This window comes from Alicyclobacillus contaminans DSM 17975 (genome assembly GCF_000429525.1).
Classification (GTDB): domain Bacteria; phylum Bacillota; class Bacilli; order Alicyclobacillales; family Alicyclobacillaceae; genus Alicyclobacillus_A; species Alicyclobacillus_A contaminans.
Genome location: NZ_AUCA01000031.1, coordinates 25,039 through 42,012, shown reverse-complemented (window position 1 = coordinate 42,012; position 16,974 = coordinate 25,039). Strand labels below are relative to the sequence as shown.

16 protein-coding genes and 1 riboswitch are annotated in these 16,974 nt (G+C 55.2%); of the genes, 15 read left to right on the top strand and 1 reads right to left on the bottom strand.

Annotation, left to right across the window (positions count from 1 at the left end; translation table 11 throughout):
• The first annotated feature begins 890 nt into the window (after positions 1 to 890).
• The 6 genes from G463_RS0112050 (at position 891) to G463_RS22870 (ending at position 6,428) form a co-directional block, all read left to right on the top strand.
• On the top strand, positions 891 to 2,366 hold the full coding sequence (locus tag G463_RS0112050) for a potassium/proton antiporter (protein ID WP_026975373.1): 1,476 nt from the start codon (positions 891 to 893) through the stop codon (positions 2,364 to 2,366).
• A 198-nt stretch (positions 2,367 to 2,564) separates the two neighbouring features.
• A complete protein-coding gene (locus G463_RS0112045; RefSeq protein WP_026975372.1) occupies positions 2,565 to 3,119 on the top strand; it encodes a CcdC protein domain-containing protein in 555 nt (184 codons plus the stop codon).
• 283 nt (positions 3,120 to 3,402) lie between these two features.
• Positions 3,403 to 3,684, top strand: coding sequence for an autorepressor SdpR family transcription factor (locus G463_RS0112040; RefSeq protein ID WP_026975371.1), 282 nt, complete (start codon positions 3,403 to 3,405; stop codon positions 3,682 to 3,684).
• On the top strand, positions 3,671 to 4,300 hold the full coding sequence (locus tag G463_RS0112035) for an SdpI family protein (RefSeq protein WP_026975370.1): 630 nt from the start codon (positions 3,671 to 3,673) through the stop codon (positions 4,298 to 4,300). Before G463_RS0112040 ends, G463_RS0112035 begins: the two co-directional genes overlap by 14 nt.
• Before the next feature lie 327 nt (positions 4,301 to 4,627).
• Positions 4,628 to 5,842 (top strand): L,D-transpeptidase family protein, encoded by a 1,215-nt coding sequence (locus G463_RS21825; protein ID WP_169725474.1) that lies wholly within the window; start codon positions 4,628 to 4,630, stop codon positions 5,840 to 5,842.
• 154 nt (positions 5,843 to 5,996) lie between these two features.
• The gene (locus G463_RS22870; RefSeq protein ID WP_026975369.1) at positions 5,997 to 6,428 is read left to right on the top strand and encodes a hypothetical protein; all 432 of its coding nucleotides are present in this window, start codon (positions 5,997 to 5,999) and stop codon (positions 6,426 to 6,428) included.
• Between the two features lie 27 nt (positions 6,429 to 6,455).
• Here G463_RS22870 and G463_RS0112020 read toward each other — a convergent pair whose 3' ends face one another.
• The gene (locus G463_RS0112020) at positions 6,456 to 7,169 is read right to left on the bottom strand and encodes a molybdenum cofactor biosynthesis protein (RefSeq protein ID WP_084171612.1); all 714 of its coding nucleotides are present in this window, start codon (positions 7,167 to 7,169) and stop codon (positions 6,456 to 6,458) included.
• A 130-nt stretch (positions 7,170 to 7,299) separates the two neighbouring features.
• Between G463_RS0112020 and thyA the strand changes: the two genes are divergently transcribed.
• The 9 genes from thyA (at position 7,300) to queE (ending at position 16,966) form a co-directional block, all read left to right on the top strand.
• Positions 7,300 to 8,181, top strand: coding sequence for a thymidylate synthase (gene thyA, locus G463_RS0112015; RefSeq protein ID WP_026975367.1), 882 nt, complete (start codon positions 7,300 to 7,302; stop codon positions 8,179 to 8,181).
• A complete protein-coding gene (locus tag G463_RS0112010) occupies positions 8,178 to 8,654 on the top strand; it encodes a dihydrofolate reductase (protein ID WP_026975366.1) in 477 nt (158 codons plus the stop codon). The genes thyA and G463_RS0112010 overlap by 4 nt, the downstream gene beginning before the upstream one ends.
• 496 nt (positions 8,655 to 9,150) lie before the next feature.
• Positions 9,151 to 10,758 carry a malate synthase A gene (gene aceB / locus G463_RS0112005; protein ID WP_026975365.1) on the top strand — a complete coding sequence of 536 codons (1,608 nt, stop codon included), beginning with the start codon at positions 9,151 to 9,153 and terminating at the stop codon, positions 10,756 to 10,758.
• Positions 10,759 to 10,811: 53 nt separating this feature from the next.
• Positions 10,812 to 12,095 carry an isocitrate lyase gene (gene aceA, locus G463_RS0112000; protein WP_026975364.1) on the top strand — a complete coding sequence of 428 codons (1,284 nt, stop codon included), beginning with the start codon at positions 10,812 to 10,814 and terminating at the stop codon, positions 12,093 to 12,095.
• A gap of 132 nt (positions 12,096 to 12,227) precedes the next feature.
• A complete protein-coding gene (locus tag G463_RS0111995; RefSeq protein WP_026975363.1) occupies positions 12,228 to 12,626 on the top strand; it encodes a Fur family transcriptional regulator in 399 nt (132 codons plus the stop codon).
• 265 nt (positions 12,627 to 12,891) lie between these two features.
• The gene (locus G463_RS0111990; RefSeq protein ID WP_026975362.1) at positions 12,892 to 14,355 is read left to right on the top strand and encodes a catalase; all 1,464 of its coding nucleotides are present in this window, start codon (positions 12,892 to 12,894) and stop codon (positions 14,353 to 14,355) included.
• Positions 14,356 to 14,509: 154 nt separating this feature from the next.
• Positions 14,510 to 14,681, top strand: a riboswitch (M-box (ykoK) riboswitch).
• Between the two features lie 101 nt (positions 14,682 to 14,782).
• Entirely contained in the window at positions 14,783 to 15,754 is a 972-nt protein-coding gene (corA, locus tag G463_RS0111985) for a magnesium/cobalt transporter CorA (protein ID WP_026975361.1), read from the top strand.
• 64 nt (positions 15,755 to 15,818) lie between these two features.
• Positions 15,819 to 16,256 (top strand): 6-pyruvoyl trahydropterin synthase family protein, encoded by a 438-nt coding sequence (locus G463_RS0111980; RefSeq protein ID WP_026975360.1) that lies wholly within the window; start codon positions 15,819 to 15,821, stop codon positions 16,254 to 16,256.
• Positions 16,253 to 16,966: a 7-carboxy-7-deazaguanine synthase QueE gene (gene queE / locus G463_RS0111975; RefSeq protein WP_026975359.1), complete on the top strand. Its 714-nt coding sequence runs from the start codon at positions 16,253 to 16,255 to the stop codon at positions 16,964 to 16,966. Before G463_RS0111980 ends, queE begins: the two co-directional genes overlap by 4 nt.
• Positions 16,967 to 16,974: the final 8 nt, after the last annotated feature.

Here is a 16,974-nt window from a genome sequence, read left to right as displayed (position 1 = left end):
TCGTTCAAGTCCGGCGGCAGCAGGAGCAGTTGATCGTGGTTGTGACCACGGTACTTCTTTCGTGGCATGGCGAAGCCTCCTCAACGCTGTTGCCGTTAGGTTTCGCTATTGATCCGGAAATTTCCTTCTGGAAACTGACTCAAAGATTACTCGGACACGCTCCTAGGTAGTCGACAGGCAAAATACGAGCGCTGGCGATACATTGAATTGTCTTGTTAATACGAAACGGGGTTGGAAATGTCAACATTTGAATCAAGCGACGCTCGCCTATCGGCGGCATGGGGCAATCTTAGTTTTAACATATGTAAACGTATCGTGTCCTTGATTTCTGTCGTGGAGTACTTTGTTCAGAATTTCGATGAATCCGTGTACTTGCCTGACTACCAGTGGGAGGGACTGAGCAACGCTGACAAGACTGCCCAGAAGTTCTATGCCGTTGGTGCGACCTACCTGCAAATGAGTCAAGACTACGCCGGAACGTCTCGGGTCGCGGGAATGAATGGGGCAGAACGATACCGATGCTTAAAGCCGCTGTATGATTTTTCTAAACGATATTTTGATGACAGTTTAGCCATATCTCGTACGTTTGCATCACAAATTGAGAAGGCGTACGAACGTATGGCATATCCCCAATGATAGCTATCGAGACCACGTTGACTGGGGAAATCTGAAAAATATGCCCCGTGCATGTCCTGCGTAACGTCCTCAGCCAAGTACCCAAGTCATCCCGGACAATGGTCTTGTCGATTGTTCTCACCATCTTCGGCCGCCTTTTGTCTCCGGTCCGTATGTGTCGAGCCGATTTCATGATGTGCTAAAATGAAATAGACATATAACTCATAGGATATCTCATCGATAAAGCTGCTTTTGGTTCATAAAGGGGGCACTCGATGGAAACTTTTTTGCTCTTGTTGTCTGTTATCCTGCTAGCCGGTGTTTGGTCCGCACGAGTAGGCAACCGGGTTGGATTTCCTGTTCTCATTGGATTCGTGGCCATTGGTGTGCTGCTGGGGCCCGGTGGACTTCGAATTAGTCCTGATGTACCGCTTTCGACGGCGAATTTCATCGGTTATATTGCACTGATCTTGATTCTATTTGAAGGTGGGTTACACACCTCAGTCACAAGAATTCGAAATGTGTGGATGCCCGCTTTGTCCTTAGCAACAGTCGGTGTATTGGTCAGTTCTGCGTTGATGGCTTTTCTCACGTACTATCTTCTACACCTTCCGTTTTTTCCCTCAGCTTTGTTGGGTGTTGCCTTCAGTTCCACAGACGCTGCCTCCGTCTTTTCTATCCTTGGTGGTCAGTCGCTACGTAGACGACTAGTCGATGTACTGGAAGTCGAATCCGGGACAAACGACCCAATGGCGTTTTTCCTGACCATTGTTCTCATTCAATGGTCAACGCATGGCTTCGGTTCGTTTTGGCACGCGACGTGGTATGTCATCGCGACGTTTGCTTTGCAAATGTTCGTCGGATTGGCTGTCGGGGTTGGCATAGGGTACCTTGGTTCCTTTACCAATCAACGGATTAAGCTGGACACGGGTGGCTTGTACCCCACACTCACGCTGGCTTTCGCAGTTCTCTCCTATGCGATTGCGGATTTGCTTCATGGCAGTGGATTTCTTTCGGTTTATGTAGCGTCAGTGGTCATGGGCAACCGAAAGCTGGAACATCGATATAGTATCATGCGTTTTCACGAAGGGCTCTCGTGGACCATGCACATCATCATGTTTGTGGTGCTTGGTCTGCAATTGGCGCCTCATCGGTTGCTAACCATCGCTCTTCCCGGCTTGGGTTTAGCAATAGGGGCCCTCTTCCTTGCAAGACCTGCAGCAGTCTGGGTATCCACACTTGGTATGGGGTTCAGCTGGAAAGAGAAAGTCTTTTTATCCTGGGCGGGCTTTCGTGGGGCGGTACCCATTGTGCTGGTTCTTACCGCAATTCTTGCACCAGGATACACGCCAAGTACCATGATGGATGCAGTATTTTTTGTTGTCATTGCGTCCACGCTCGTGCAAGGGTGGACGGTCAAGCCGCTGGCTCAGAGACTCGATTTGATTGATCCCTCCCCTTCGGAAGGATTGTTGGAACTGGTCGCCATTGCACGAGAAAACGCAATTATGCAACCCGTCGAGATTCGGAATGATTCTCGGTTTGTGAATCGTAAGATGGTGGATATTGAGTTTCCGCCCAACACATTGTGTTACGCCATTATCCGAGATAACCAGGTCATCGTGCCCAGGGGTGCAACGCGTTTACAGGCATATGACCATCTGTTGGTTCTATCTGACCGTCGGCATATCGGTGAGCTTCAGAAACTGTTTGAGGGAGAATTGATGGGGCAACCTGAATTCCTTCCGTAACCGACAATGGGCAACACAGGGAAAGATAGTTAGGCTTGCGACAAGTGTATTACATGTTATAATACACTTAATCCACGTGATGCTCATGATGTATGTGATCAAGGGGAAACACCTTGGGCGAATGGGACAATGCCCGCTGCGTTTTTTGAATTACGTCAAAGATTCACCGGAACTCATGTGTAATGAAGGAGGTCTCACATGCAACACTACACATCGTTCATCATTATTGTTGTCCTGGTCCTCTTTGGGATGTATCGACGCATCCGTAGGACAGTTGGATTTCAGTACTTGGTTCGTGGGCGATTAACCACCCGAGTGGTGATATTCTCCATTCTGGCGCTTGTGATCTTAGCCGCTGGTGCCGCTGATCCAATGTCTTATGTGTCAGATGCAATTGGCCTGGTGATTGGAGGCATCATCGCCTACATTTCAGCCCGTACCACCAAGTTTGAAATGAGAGATGGTCGTTGGGGGTACCTTCAACACCTGTGGATTGGCATTGGCCTCATCGTCCTGTTCATTGGCCGGTTGGCTTTTCGTTTTATTGAGATATCTCAGGAGGTTGGAAATATCCACCAACAACAAGCGGGTCAGAACCAAATGGCCGCCCAAAGCTTTTCCGATCCGTGGACGTCCGGTATCTTCATGCTGCTGGTGGCTTACTATATTGGATATTTCGTCTTCTTGCTCCGCAAGGCGCGGCAACTGGAAAGTCAGTCCCTGTCGGTAGGCATGAATGGGGATGCGCATTAGTCTGCTGGGATTTTTAGCCGGAGCGGTTGAGTGTAATCTGGCACTCACCGCTTAGGCCCAGCATTGAAGTGAGGGACATGTCTGTTGGCGGGCATGTCACTGAACTGAGGGAGGAAAACGAAACATCTTTAGAAAGCGTCGTGTCTAACCACTGATTTCATTCCTCAAGCTTGTCATCGTGTTTTCTTATTTACTATTTAGCTATTTAGCTATATAATCAGTTATAAAATTGAGGATGCTCTTACAGTGAGGTAAGGAAGGTCTGTGAGGACGATGAATTGCGATGAATGAGAGTGTGTTTAAGGCGATGTCCGACTCCACACGCAGGAAGATCATCGAATTATTGAAGGATGGACCAAAAACGGCCGGGGAGATTGCAAGCCACTTTTCACATGCTCAACCAACCGTTAGTCGTCATTTAAGTGTACTCAAAAACGCAAATTTGGTTGTCGATCAGCGGGAAGGTACCTTTATTGTTTACCGACTGAACACGACCATCTTGCAAGAGTGGCTTGCTTGGCTTCTTGAACACTTTGGAGGTGGCGACCTTGATGAAAAAGAATAATGCAATGCCTTGGTGGGGCTGGTTTACGTGGTTATTCGTCGTTGCACTTGGACTGATAGCTTACACGCATCTTCCTGCACAGGTTGTTGGTAAAGGGGATCGAATGACACCTCGTCTACTCGTGGTCTTATACGAACCAGCTATCATGCTCGGCATCATTCTCTTATGGCATGTGCTTTGGAGGATTGACCCGAAGAAAAGAAACTACGAGTCCTTCTGGTCCACTTATCGATATATCGGTGGCGTCATCGTTGTGTTGACCGGGGGGGTATACCTTGTGACACTGGGGCATGTTTTAAACATTGCGTCGATGCGATTCGTCCCGACAGCAATAGGTATCGTGTTCATGCTGATAGCAAATGTGTCACCTCGTATTCAACAAAATTGGTGGATCGGATTCCGTACCCCATGGACTTTATCGAGCCCCGAGAGTTGGAATCGTACTCATCGGCTAGCGGGACAATTAGGCATTCCAATGGGAATTTTTATCATAATTCTTGCCTGGGTTTTACCAACAAACTCAATGATGAAGCTTGCGATTCTCGTACCGATACTGTTATGGGTGTTCGTTGCGGTAGTGGCTTCGTATTTCTATGCTAAACAAAACGACGACTGATCTTGAATGGGGCTGGCTCACCCTTGCCTTGCTCAGATCTGTGTAACGCACGTGTCGCTGAAGGGGGCGTTCGTTCAATAACGACACAAGTTCACTCTTGCTCCATTATGCAAACCGCGGCATATTGGAACGCTGCGTTTACCATCTCCCACCAAACGTCACGAGAAATCCGCGTCAAAAGTGCGTGGCTGCGTAACAACAGGTGGCTTTGCATCGTCTAACAACTGTGAGGTTCACAGCGCGTCGTTGGTCGTCATTGCGCGGACAGGGACATCACAGGGACCCTGCCGGTATGGTCAACACAAGAATATTGCGGGGCGGATGAAGATGCGGAGAAACAGAGCGCTGATGACTGGGATTGTCGTGATACTGAGTGCAATGTCTGTGGGGTGTGGATGGTTTGCTGGTGCGAAGTCATATTCGGCTGACTTGTCCGACGTTCCGCTGGGGAACAACGCGACCGACACGCCGGACGCCGCGACGACGCAGACCGGACAGGACGCAGGCCCACAAGCCAAAGAGATTTCGGATGCGACACAGTACCCTTCCTTTGGTCTGGGTACCACCGGTCCTGCGGTGCTGGCGCTGAATGAACGCCTGGCAGAACTGGGGTTTTTGCCCTTGGAAATATCGGGTGGCGATCCCGACGTTACGGAGAGCAACCTGAGTCATCCGCCGGACGCACAGTTTACCTGGCGGTATGGCAACATTCCGTCTGAGTTGAAAAGCTTGTGGCAGCCCCAGACGTATACGGAAATGACGCGCGGTGCCGTCATGGCTTTGCAGCATCAATACGGGCTGCCGGTGGACGGCGCGGTGGGTCCCCAGGTTTGGCAGGCAATTCTGGAGAAGGATGCGAAGGCAAATACGGAACCGTACACATACGTCCTCGTCACCGAGAGTCCGGGACCGGAGCAGCTCAAGGTCTGGCAGGCCGGGCGGTGGGTGTTCTCGTCCCTGTGCAACACAGGGGTGGCGCTGGCGCCTACAACGAACGGTACATTCGCCATCTACCTTCGCTACCTGTCGCAGACCATGACGGGGACCAATCCAGATGGCAGCAAATACTCGGATCCGGGCGTCCCCTATGTGAACTATTTCTATGGTGGAGAGGCAATTCATGGATTCCCACGGTCTGAATACGGCTATCCGCAGAGCGTGGGATGTGTGGAATTGCCCAACACGGCAGCGAAAACCGTTTGGTTGTTGGTTGATTATGGAACGCTGGTCACCGTCAGTGGGAAATACGAATCGGCTTCGAATTCGGGAACGGGTTCGTCGAGCCATTCTACGCCGCCGCAGAGTGCTGGCGGCCGCCCCAAGACCGGCAGCACCGGGAGCAATATTGGTACCGGCAAAAGCACGGGCACCGGGAACAGCACGGGCACCGGGAACAGCACGGGCACCGGGAACAGCACGGGCACCGGGAACAGCACGGGCACCGGGAACAGCACGGGTACCGGGAACAGCACGGGTACCGGGAACAGCACGGGTACCGGGAACAGCACGGGTACTGGGAACAGTACAGGTAACGGCAACTGAAAGATCTAAAGTCATCAACGGGGGGGTGAGAACTCCCCGTTTTTCGTTCACGGCCAAGGATCCGGCAAACCGTGTACGGGGTGCCGTTGCGGCGCACATTCCACCACGATATGACCGATGTTGTGATGGCATAGGTATAGTTGTGGTGATGTCAATGGACTGGATCACGCCTGTGATTTCCGGGGCATCCGGCGTGATTGGCGCGTCGGTCGGCGTGTTTGGAAACATCCTGCATACACGCATCCAACAGCATCTTCGCGAAATGGAGCAGAAGGAGCGGCGGATGGAGCAGCGGTACTTGGCCTACAACGAAGTGCTCGACCTGAACGGCAGAGAGCGTATCCTGTATCCAGGAAAGGGACGTGGATGGGATGCTGAGCTGTACGTTCAGCGGATTCGACCGGTCCTCTTCAGAAATTTTCACCTTCTTGGAGACAAGGTGAGGGGGCAGGTGCGGACGCTGGATCACCGTCTGCAGCGTCGACAATGGAAGGAGTTGACGGAGGAAGACGTACCGGACGAACTGGAATACATGTACTATGTGGAATTGATTGCACTCATTGAAGCGGAGTATAAGCGCACGTGAGCGGGGAGAGCGCGGCATGGCAGGCGGTCACGGATTCGCCTGCCACACCGTTTCACCGTCCGCATATCGCTCCTGCTTCCAAATGGGGACTTCCTTCTTCAAGCGCTCAATCAACAGGCGGGCTGCGGCGAACGCATCGTCTCGGTGCGGAGCTGCCGCTGCACAGATCACCGCGATGTCCTTAGGCTCCAGCAGACCCACGCGATGCCACTGCAGCGTGCGAACACCGGGATGCTGGGTGCGCACTTGTGCCGCTATGGTCCGCATTTGTTGCAGGGCCATGTCCACATAGGCTTCGTACGTGAGCGATACCGTCCGGCGTCCTTTGGTCCACTCCCGCACGGTTCCCACAAACAGTACGGTGCCTCCGCAGTGCACGTCTTCCAAATGCGTGAAGGCCGACTGAACGTCGAGGGGATGATCGACAATACGGCAGCTGTCCAGCTCCGCATCCCCATCATCACTGCCGCCGCCAACGGGCGGGATGAGAGCAAATTCTTCAGGGGCTTTGTTCAAAACGACGTCGTCTGCTGCATATTCGCGGTTGACAGCCGCCAGACAGCGCGCAATCTCCGTCGCGGCGCGCGGATACATCTCGCACACCCTCCGCTTGACCTCGGCGACGGTGCACCCGGTCAGGACGTCCACGGAAATTTCCCGCACGCCGATGAGATCGACCAATCCAGCGAACAACTTTACGTTGATGCGCAACGGGCTTCGCTCCTCGTCCATGCTTTGCATTCATGATAGACATCCCAACCGCGGGCTGCAACCAATGGTCGAGTGCTTGAGTTGATGTGTCTCAGAGGCTACGCTAGGGAGGACGGAGTGCCAGAGTGCCTCGTGAATTCTGAGACAAGCGGGTGGTGTGGTGCAACAGTATCTGGATTTGATACGGCACGTACTGGAGCAAGGAACGCGCAAGACCGACAGAACCGGCACCGGAACACTTTCGGTGTTCGGGTATCAGATGCGGTTCAACCTCGCGGAAGGCTTTCCGCTCGTGACGACGAAGCGCGTCCCGTTCCGGTTGGTTGTCAGCGAACTGCTGTGGTTTATCGCCGGGGAGACGAACATCCGGCCGTTGGTCGAGCAAAACAACCACATCTGGGACGACTGGCCGTACGCGCGGTACAAGCAAAGCGGCGCCTACCAGGGCGAGACGATGGAAGAATTCGCGGAGAAAATCCGAGCCGACGAGGATTTTGCCGCAGCCTGGGGAGATCTCGGACCGATCTACGGAAAGCAGTGGCGAAGCTGGCGGACGGCCGACGGGAGGACGGTCGACCAGTTGGCTCGTGTCGTCGAGCAAATCCGCACCAACCCCGATTCACGCCGCCTGTTGGTGGTTGCCTACAACCCGGGAGAGGTGGAGGAAATGGCCCTTCCGCCCTGTCATTCGCTGTTTCAATTCAACGTCGCGGACGGCAAACTGTCCTGTCAACTGTACCAGCGATCCGGCGATATTTTTCTCGGTGTTCCCTTCAACATCGCCAGCTATGCGCTGTTGACGCACATGATAGCCCAGGTGACGGGACTTACACCCGGAGAATTCATACATACACTCGGAGATGCCCACATCTACCTGAACCATCTGGAACAGTGTCGCCTGCAGTTGACCCGCCAGCCGTATCCGCTGCCGACGCTGCGTCTGAATCCGGCAGTGCGCAGTTTGTTCGCATTCTCGCCGCAAGATATTGAGCTGGTAGGGTACCAGTCCCATCCGGCCATCAAGGGCGAGGTATCCGTATGATTTCCTTCATCGTCGCGATGGCGGAAAACCGGGTGATTGGGGCCAATGGCGGGATTCCCTGGCGCATTCCGGGGGAGTTGGCGTATTTCAAGCGGGTGACCATGGGGCACGCGGTCGTGATGGGGAGGGCCACCTACGACTCGATTGGCAAACCGTTGCCTGGCCGTCAGAATTACATTCTGACCCGCGACGAATCGTTGGTGGTGCCGGGGGCGCATGTGATTCACTCGGTGGAGCCGGCGTTGCATCTCGCACGGACCGAAGAGGTGTTTGTGATTGGCGGTGAGCGCGTCTTTCGCGCGTTTCTTCCGTACGTATCGCGCGTGTACCAGACCGTTGTTCACCGCGAATTCGCGGGCGACACCTACTTCCCGGAACTGCCGGGGGCGTGGCGAAAGGTCTCCTCAACGCCCGGGCCAGACACGGTCATTCCGCATACGTTCGAAGTGCTGGAACGCATGGCCGACCATTGAAATATGACAGTTTTCGAAACAGCACCGAGGTGTTTAACTCGGCGCTGTTTTGTTATAAAACAGACGCGCTCAATCTCGTTGCCATCACGGAAATTGTGCTCATATTCTCTGTAATAATGCATATTTTGCAGAGCTCATCTGTTATACAACTTGGCGTTGGTGTGGGTGGATGACCTTCAGAAACGCTTCGGAAACAAGGTTTACGAATTGTGTCGAAAAATATTTTCGAAGATCTGTTGCATAACACATTTACAATCATATATATGTTGTATTACAGTTGAACCAGAACCACAAAGGAGGAATCTCCCGTGAGTCAGATTCCCTCAATCCCTGTGAACGGAGAACCCATCTCGGCGAAACGATGCTGCTGTTGCGGGCGTGAGTTTGAGGAACGGGTTCCGTCGTACGCTGTGGTGTGTGAGCAATGCATTCGGTCACACGACGAAGGTTACAAATGTTCTTGATTTTCTATTGGTGAGGGAGAGGTGACGGACCAATGTCCACAGCGATTCAACGGCTTCCAGCAGGCGTGGAGCTCACAGCGCCGGTGCGACCGGAATTTGCGGAGATTCTGACCGTAGAGGCGCTGCAATTTGCCGCTGATCTCGAGCGGCGGTTCGGCGCGAGGCGGAAGCAGCTTTTGGCGTTGCGGGAGGAAAGGCAGGCGCAGATTGATTCGGGGAGACTTCCTGATTTCCTGCCGGAGACGGAATCAATTCGAAACAGTAACTGGACGATTGCGCCGGTGCCTGCGGATCTCCGCGACCGGCGCGTGGAAATCACCGGTCCGGCGGGAGATCGGAAAATGGTCATCAACGCGCTGAACTCTGGTGCCAAGGTGTTCATGGCCGACTTTGAGGATGCGAACTCACCCACATGGGCCAACACCTTGCAGGGTCAGGTGAATCTGCGCGACGCGATTCGCGGCACGATTGAGTACGTCAATCCAGAAGGCAAGCGCTATCAACTGAATGATGAAACGGCCACGCTCGTGGTGCGGCCCAGAGGTTGGCACATGGAAGAGAAGCACGTGCGGATTGATGGACACCCGATGTCCGCCGGACTGTTCGATTTCGCGCTGTACTTGTACCACAATGCGGCGGCGTTGTTGGAACGCGGTACCGGACCGTATTTCTATCTACCGAAAATGGAGAGCCACTTGGAGGCGCGGTTGTGGAACGAGGTCTTTACGTACAGTGAGGAGCGGCTCGCCCTCGCGTACGGAACCATCAAGGCGACCGTGCTCATTGAAACCATCCTCGCCGCGTTTGAAATGGATGAGATTCTCTACGAACTGCGCGACCACGCGGCGGGCTTGAACTGCGGACGTTGGGATTACATTTTCAGTTTCATCAAGCGCCTGCGCAACTACAGGCAGTTCCTGCTGCCCGACAGAGCCCTGGTGACGATGACGTCGCCGTGCATGCGCGCCTACTCGCTCCTGGCCATCCAGACGTGCCACCGGCGCAATGCACATGCCATTGGTGGAATGGCTGCACAGATTCCCGTGAAAAACAATCCCATCGCTAACGAGGAAGCGCTCAACAAAGTCCGCCTGGACAAAATTCGTGAGGTGTCGGACGGCCACGATGGCACTTGGGTCGCGCATCCGGCGTTGGTGCCGGTGGCCATGGCGGCATTCGACGAGCATATGCCGACTCCCAACCAGATTCACCGTCGGCGGGAAGATGTGCAGGTCACCGCCGAGGACCTGCTGCGGGTGCCCGATGGCGGCATTAGTGAACATGGTCTGCGCAATAACATCAGCGTCGCGGTGCAGTACATCGAAGCGTGGCTTCGCGGCATGGGCGCAGTGCCGATTTACAACCTGATGGAGGACGCGGCCACGGCCGAGATCTCACGGACACAGGTGTGGCAGTGGATTCGGCACCCGCAGGGCATTCTCAACGACGGTCGCAAGGTGACGTTTGATTTGGTGAAGGAACTGCTCGCGGAAGAATTGGCGAAGATCCGTGAAGAGGTGGGGGGCGAACGTTTCACAGGCGGCAAGTACCGGCAGGCCAGCGAACTGTTTCTAAGCCTGTCCGCCAACGACACATTCGTCGAGTTTCTAACATTGCCGGGTTATGACTACCTCGACTGAGGAATCGGGCACAGGGGTCATCGCACATCATTCAATCTGGGGAGGAATCAGAGATGGGTCATTTTCAAACAGCGGAGGAACTGCGGAAGCATTGGGAGACGGACAGCCGATGGAAAGGAATTCAGCGGCCATACAGCGCGGAAGATGTGATTCGATTGAGAGGATCGGTCCAAATTGAATACACGCTGGCGCGTCTCGGCGCGGAGCGGCTATGGCAGCTGCTGCACACGGAAGATTTTGTACGCGCGCTCGGGGCGCTCACCGGCAATCAAGCGGTGCAACAGGTCAAGGCGGGCTTGAAAGCCATTTATCTGAGCGGATGGCAGGTGGCGGCGGATGCGAATCTGTCCGGCCAGATGTACCCGGATCAGAGTTTGTATCCGTCCAACAGCGTGCCGAGTGTGGTGAAGCGCATTAACCAAGCGCTGCTGCGCGCTGATCAGATTCAGACGGTGGAAGGAAGCGGGGACATCCACTGGTTGGCGCCGATTGTGGCGGATGCCGAAGCGGGATTCGGCGGGCCGCTGAACGTCTTTGAACTGATGAAGCAGATGATTGAAGCTGGTGCGGCAGGCGTGCACTTCGAAGATCAGCTGTCTTCGGAGAAAAAGTGCGGCCACATGGGGGGCAAGGTGCTCATCCCAACCTCCCACGCCGTGCGCAATCTGACGGCGGCCAGACTGGCGGCCGACGTGATGGGCGTGCCCACTGTGATCATTGCGCGCACAGACGCCAACGGCGCGTATCTGATCACCAGCGATGTGGACGAACGGGATGGACGGTTCTTGACCGGGGAGCGCACGGTGGAGGGCTTTTACCGGATGCGGGGCGGCATTGAGGCCGCGATTGCCCGCGGGCTGGCCTACGCACCGTATGCGGATTTGATTTGGTGTGAAACATCGGAACCGAATCTGGAGGAGGCGCGCCGGTTCGCCGAAGGTATTCACGCCGAATTTCCGGGCAAGCTGCTGGCTTACAACTGTTCGCCGTCGTTCAATTGGCGGAAAAAGCTTGATCCGAAGACGATTGCAGAGTTCCAGGAAACCATCGCGAAGATGGGATACAAGTTCCAATTCGTCACCTTGGCGGGCTTCCACGCGTTGAACCACAGTATGTTCGATCTCGCGTACGAGTACAATCGCCGCGGTATGGCCGCCTATTCCGAACTGCAGCAGGCGGAGTTCGCGAGCGAGGCGCGTGGCTACACCGCGACCCGCCACCAGCGCGAGGTGGGCACGGGGTATTTCGATGAGGTCGCGCAGGTCGTGGCAGGGGGGATGTCCTCGACCACCGCACTCACCGGTTCTACGGAAGAAGAACAATTTGTGGAAGCTTGAATCCATATCCGTTCGCCTTCGCGGCGCGCCGTCGGCGTGCCGCCTTTTTTCGGGGTGTGCGCTCCGTTGCTGAATTGACACGGAACCTTTACAATAGTTGAAAGTACTGCAGGCTGCGGAAGGAGGGAGTTCATGGCGAATCTGACGAAACAGCGCCGTGCCGTGCTGGAAGTCGTGAAGGAATCGCATGACCATCCAACCGCCGCGGACATCATGGACAGACTGCGTGAGAAGGACTACAAGTTTGCCTATGCGACCGTCTACAACTCGTTGAAATACCTGGTCGAACAGGGCCTGATACAGGAATTGCACATCACGAATGGCGTATCTCGATACGATGGGCGAATGGAGGAACACCATCACGCGGTGTGCGATAAATGCGGGAAGATGGTGGAGGTGCTGACCGAATTGCCGGAGGATTTTCTGCAGCGCGTGGTTGCGGAGACCGGCTTTGAAATCCATCACCACCACCTGATCTTCCACGGGTTGTGCGCGGACTGCAAATCCTCCGCGGGACGCACGCCGTCGTAATCGGCACAGGTGTCGTGGCACGAGGCTGGTTGGAAGTGGCATTCGTTTGACATCCCGGATTGTGGCATCTCGGATCAAGAAGAGTCTGGCGCATGCAATGTGCGTCAGACTCTTCTTGTGTATTGGGCTTGAGTGGCAGGTGGAATTGATGACGGCGTGCGGTGGCGCGAAAAAAAGTGGTTGAATCCTGTGATGGTATCGTTTATATTTAGAACAAGTTTAAATATAAAGGCGGCGTTTCGCTGCACGCATCAGGAGGGATACCATGGAACACCCAATCTTGACGACCAACCAGGGCGCACCCGTGGCCGACAATCAGAACTCTCGCACGGCGGGACAACACGGTCCCACGCTGCTGGAGGATTACCATTTGTTGGAGAAGCTGGCCCATTTCAATCGGGAGCGGATTCCGGAACGCGTGGTGCATGCGCGCGGCGCCGGGGCGCATGGCGTGTTTCGCGTGGAGCACAGTATGGCGCAGTACACAAAAGCGGCGTTCCTGCAGAAGGAGGGTCAGGAGACGCCCGTGTTCGTGCGCTTCTCGACGGTGATTCACTCGGCCGGATCGCCTGAAACCGCCCGCGATCCTCGAGGATTCGCCGTGAAGTTTTACACCACCGAAGGAAACTACGACCTCGTCGGCAATCATCTGCCGGTATTCTTCATTCGCGATGCCATCAAATTTCCGGACATGGTTCACAGTCTGAAGCCGGCACCGGACACCAATGTGCAGGATCCGGACAGATACTGGGACTTCATGACGCTGTCGCCGGAATCCACGCACATGCTGACCTGGCTGTTCTCCGATTACGGGACGCCGGCGAATTACCGGCAGATGGAAGGGTACGGCGTGCACGCGTTCAAATGGGTGAACTCGCGGGGAGAGGTCACGTATGTCAAGTACCACTGGAAACCCCAGCAGGGTGTGCGGAACTTGACTGCGGAGGAAGCCCGCGAAATTCAGGGGCGCGATTTCAACCACGCCACGCGCGACCTGTTCGAGGCGATTCAGAATGGAAATTACCCCAGTTGGGACTTGTATGTCCAACTGATGCCGCCGGAGGATCTGGATCGCTTTGACTGGCATCCGTTGGACGCCACCAAGGTGTGGCCGGAATCCTTGTATCCCCTGCATCGGGTGGGGACCATGACGCTGAACCGGAATCCTGCAAACTTCTTCGCCGAAGTGGAACAGTCGGCGTTTTCCCCAAGCGCGCTCGTACCGGGGATTGAGCCGTCGGAAGACAAATTGCTGCAGGGAAGGCTGTTCTCGTACCCGGATACACAGCGGTATCGGCTCGGCGCCAATTATCTGCAGATTCCCATCAATTGTCCTTACGCACCTGTACGGAACCATCAGCGGGACGGGGCGATGCAGGTGAAACAGGACACGTCGCCGGTCAACTACGAGCCCAATCGCTATTTGGAAAGTCCGAAAGAAGCGCCACGCTTTGCGGAGTCGGAGACGGCGCTGCATGGGTACACCACGCGCAGGAAACTGGCGAAGCCCTGTGATTTCGAACAGGCCGGCGAACGCTACCGCAGTTTCAGCGAAGCGGAACGCGCCAATCTGATCCGCAACCTGGCGGCGGATCTGAGCCGGGTCCACGAACATACGCGCCTGCTCGCCATCTGCAATTTCAGTCGCGCGGATGCAGAATACGGTCGACGGCTCGCGGAAGCGCTGGGCGTGGATCTCTCCCAGTTATCCACCGTGGTACACGGCTGAACCGTGTTCGAGCGGGGCCCGAATGGCTCCGCTCCGAGTCGGTGAGCGGGGAAAGGCATCATGGTCTGCTTGACACGGTATTGATTGTTTGTCGAAAGCGGTTATTATAGATATGTGGTTTGGTCTGGGACCAGCCATGCTAAATCTGTATACAGGGATTCTTCGTTAGGTGAGGCTTCTGCATAGATCATACGCCACTGCCCGGAAACGTCGAGAGACGCCAACTGGGTCAACAGGCATTGCCGGCTTAAGGTTTTGCCTAATGTGGCTGAGCGTTCCGCGCTCTAGCTATGTATGTGCTAAAACTTTGACGAGTGGGGAAGGCCAAGGGCTGGGTTATGTGTGCCTTCACTTTGGTGAAGGCTTTTTTGTATGACCCCGCTCGCGCGTCGCTGCATAACAGTTCGACGGAAAGGGGATGTACGGTATGATCAAGACGTATTTTTACGATGACGACCAAAAGCAAATGTTTCACGACGTGGACTTGACCCAACGGGAACAGCTTCTGGCGAATCCGCGAAGTTTGCTGTGGATAGACCTGTTTAACTGGTCCGCCCAGGAGGTCAAGTACGTTGGGGAAACGTTCGGCTTTCATCCCCTTGCCATTGAGGACTGCATGCACGACTCGCCGCGGGCCAAGGTGGATACGTACGATGGGTATTACTTCTTTGAACTGCACGCATTGAAGTATGATGAAGAGAGCGAACGGGAAATCACGAGCGAAGAGCTGAACGTGTTTCTCGGGCCCAACTATATCGTGACTGTGCACCGCCATCCGATTCAGTCCGTCGGGCGGATCGCCAGCCGGTCAATTCGGGAGCCCCAGTACATGAACAAAGGGGCCGACTTCCTGTTGTATTCCATCGTGGACGGTATTGTGGACACGTACTTTCCCATCATGGATCGTCTGGCGGTTCGCATTGACGAACTGGAGGACGAGATGTACGAGCATCCGGCGATGGAGATCACGGAGGAATTCATGGCGCTCAATCGCACCATTGTCACCATTCGGCGGGTGGTGCAGCCCAAGCGGCGGATCTTTGCATCGGTTGGATCACCGTACTCCTTCGCGGTGCAGGAAGAGAACATCCCGTACTACATGGATTTGAACGATCACCTGGAGCGCATCAACGACTCGCTGGAGGTGTTCCGCGACCTCATCTCTGGTGCGCTGGACACGTACTCGTCGTTGGGAACTGCGAAGACCAACGAGACGATGCGGGTATTGACGGTGATCACCACGCTGACCGCAACCCTGACGCTCATCACGGGGATTTTTGGGATGAATGTTCCCATTCCGCTGCAGCGGCAGTGGACATCCACGGTGTTGGTGATGCTGGTGATGGTGGTCCTGAGTTGGTTCATGATTCGGTTCTTTCGCAAGAAAAAGTGGTTGTAACGAGCGCGTCGACGCCTGTGCGAATCCCTCGTGACAGAGCGCGGTGCAGGGAGGAGGACCACGTATGCTGCAACAGTTTTACCCGCAGGTCCAACACAACTTTCGCTATGAGTTGAATAAAGATATGCAGTTGGCAGCGGCCCATTACATTCCCCATCCGGATGCGGGGATCTGCCAACGGGTGCACGGACACACGTATTTCATCAATCTCACCATCGCAGGCGACCAATTGGATGAAATGGGGTTTCTTATCAATTTTCAGCGACTGAAAGAATTGGTGCATGGGCGCTGGGATCACCGGCTGCTCAACGAAGATACGGCCATGTTCAATGCGGGTGGGACACCGCCCTCCACGGAGGTGGTCGCGGAGACCATCTGGCGCATCGTGGAAGAAGAGCTGCGGAAGAAGCCGAATCGCCCTCATTGCGTGCAGGTGGTGGTGCGTGAGACGCCGACCAGCTATGTGGTGTTCCGGCCGAAGAAAGGTATCGATTACGCATGAGCATCATTCCGGTGATGGAGATATTCGGACCCACCATCCAAGGGGAAGGGATGGCCATCGGCCGTAAGACGATGTTCGTTCGAACCGCGGGCTGCGACTACCAATGCAGTTGGTGCGACTCCAAGTTCACCTGGGACGGTTCGGCCAAAGCGGTCGCCATGACGTCGGAGGAGATTTGGGCCGAACTGCAGCGGCAGGCGGCGGGGAACTTCGACTATGTCACAATTTCGGGCGGCAACCCCGCGCTGATTCGGGATGCCATGGCCGAATTTCTCCAGCTGCTGCGGGCGCACGCCATTCGCACGGGGTTGGAGACACAGGGCAGTGTGTGGCGGGATTGGTTCCGCTGGATTGATGACCTCACGCTCAGTCCGAAGCCGCCCAGCTCGGGCATGCGCACCGACTGGCGCGTACTGGATGACATCGTGGAGCGGGTGCGGGCCGACGCCCTGAACGCCTCCTTCAAAGTGGTGGTGTTTGACGACGCGGATTACGACTACGCGGTGGATGTGCACCGGCGCTGGCCGGACATTCCCTTCTTTCTCTCGGTTGGCAATGAGGACACCGCGGCCGAGGGGGACGTGTCGGCCAGACTGTTGGAACAGTTGCGTTGGTTGACCGAGCGCGTCACGTCGCATCCCGAGATGAACGACGTCCGCGTCCTGCCGCAATTGCACGTATTGCTGTGGGGAAATCGGCGCGGCGTGTGATCCGCACG

What these genes read in the sequence shown, in the direction of transcription:
- G463_RS0111990 (WP_026975362.1), top strand. Translation starts at nt 12,892, where the DNA reads ATGGAACACCCAATCTTGACGACCAACCAGGGCGCACCCGTGGCCGAC.
- G463_RS0112010 (WP_026975366.1), top strand. Translation starts at nt 8,178, where the DNA reads ATGATTTCCTTCATCGTCGCGATGGCGGAAAACCGGGTGATTGGGGCC.
- corA (WP_026975361.1), top strand. Translation starts at nt 14,783, where the DNA reads ATGATCAAGACGTATTTTTACGATGACGACCAAAAGCAAATGTTTCAC.
- G463_RS0112045 (WP_026975372.1), top strand. Translation starts at nt 2,565, where the DNA reads ATGCAACACTACACATCGTTCATCATTATTGTTGTCCTGGTCCTCTTT.
- G463_RS0112035 (WP_026975370.1), top strand. Translation starts at nt 3,671, where the DNA reads ATGAAAAAGAATAATGCAATGCCTTGGTGGGGCTGGTTTACGTGGTTA.
- aceA (WP_026975364.1), top strand. Translation starts at nt 10,812, where the DNA reads ATGGGTCATTTTCAAACAGCGGAGGAACTGCGGAAGCATTGGGAGACG.
- G463_RS0111995 (WP_026975363.1), top strand. Translation starts at nt 12,228, where the DNA reads ATGGCGAATCTGACGAAACAGCGCCGTGCCGTGCTGGAAGTCGTGAAG.
- G463_RS21825 (WP_169725474.1), top strand. Translation starts at nt 4,628, where the DNA reads ATGCGGAGAAACAGAGCGCTGATGACTGGGATTGTCGTGATACTGAGT.
- G463_RS0112040 (WP_026975371.1), top strand. Translation starts at nt 3,403, where the DNA reads ATGAATGAGAGTGTGTTTAAGGCGATGTCCGACTCCACACGCAGGAAG.
- G463_RS0112050 (WP_026975373.1), top strand. Translation starts at nt 891, where the DNA reads ATGGAAACTTTTTTGCTCTTGTTGTCTGTTATCCTGCTAGCCGGTGTT.
- G463_RS0111980 (WP_026975360.1), top strand. Translation starts at nt 15,819, where the DNA reads ATGCTGCAACAGTTTTACCCGCAGGTCCAACACAACTTTCGCTATGAG.
- G463_RS22870 (WP_026975369.1), top strand. Translation starts at nt 5,997, where the DNA reads ATGGACTGGATCACGCCTGTGATTTCCGGGGCATCCGGCGTGATTGGC.
- aceB (WP_026975365.1), top strand. Translation starts at nt 9,151, where the DNA reads ATGTCCACAGCGATTCAACGGCTTCCAGCAGGCGTGGAGCTCACAGCG.
- G463_RS0112020 (WP_084171612.1), bottom strand. Translation starts at nt 7,169, where the DNA reads ATGCAAAGCATGGACGAGGAGCGAAGCCCGTTGCGCATCAACGTAAAG.
- queE (WP_026975359.1), top strand. Translation starts at nt 16,253, where the DNA reads ATGAGCATCATTCCGGTGATGGAGATATTCGGACCCACCATCCAAGGG.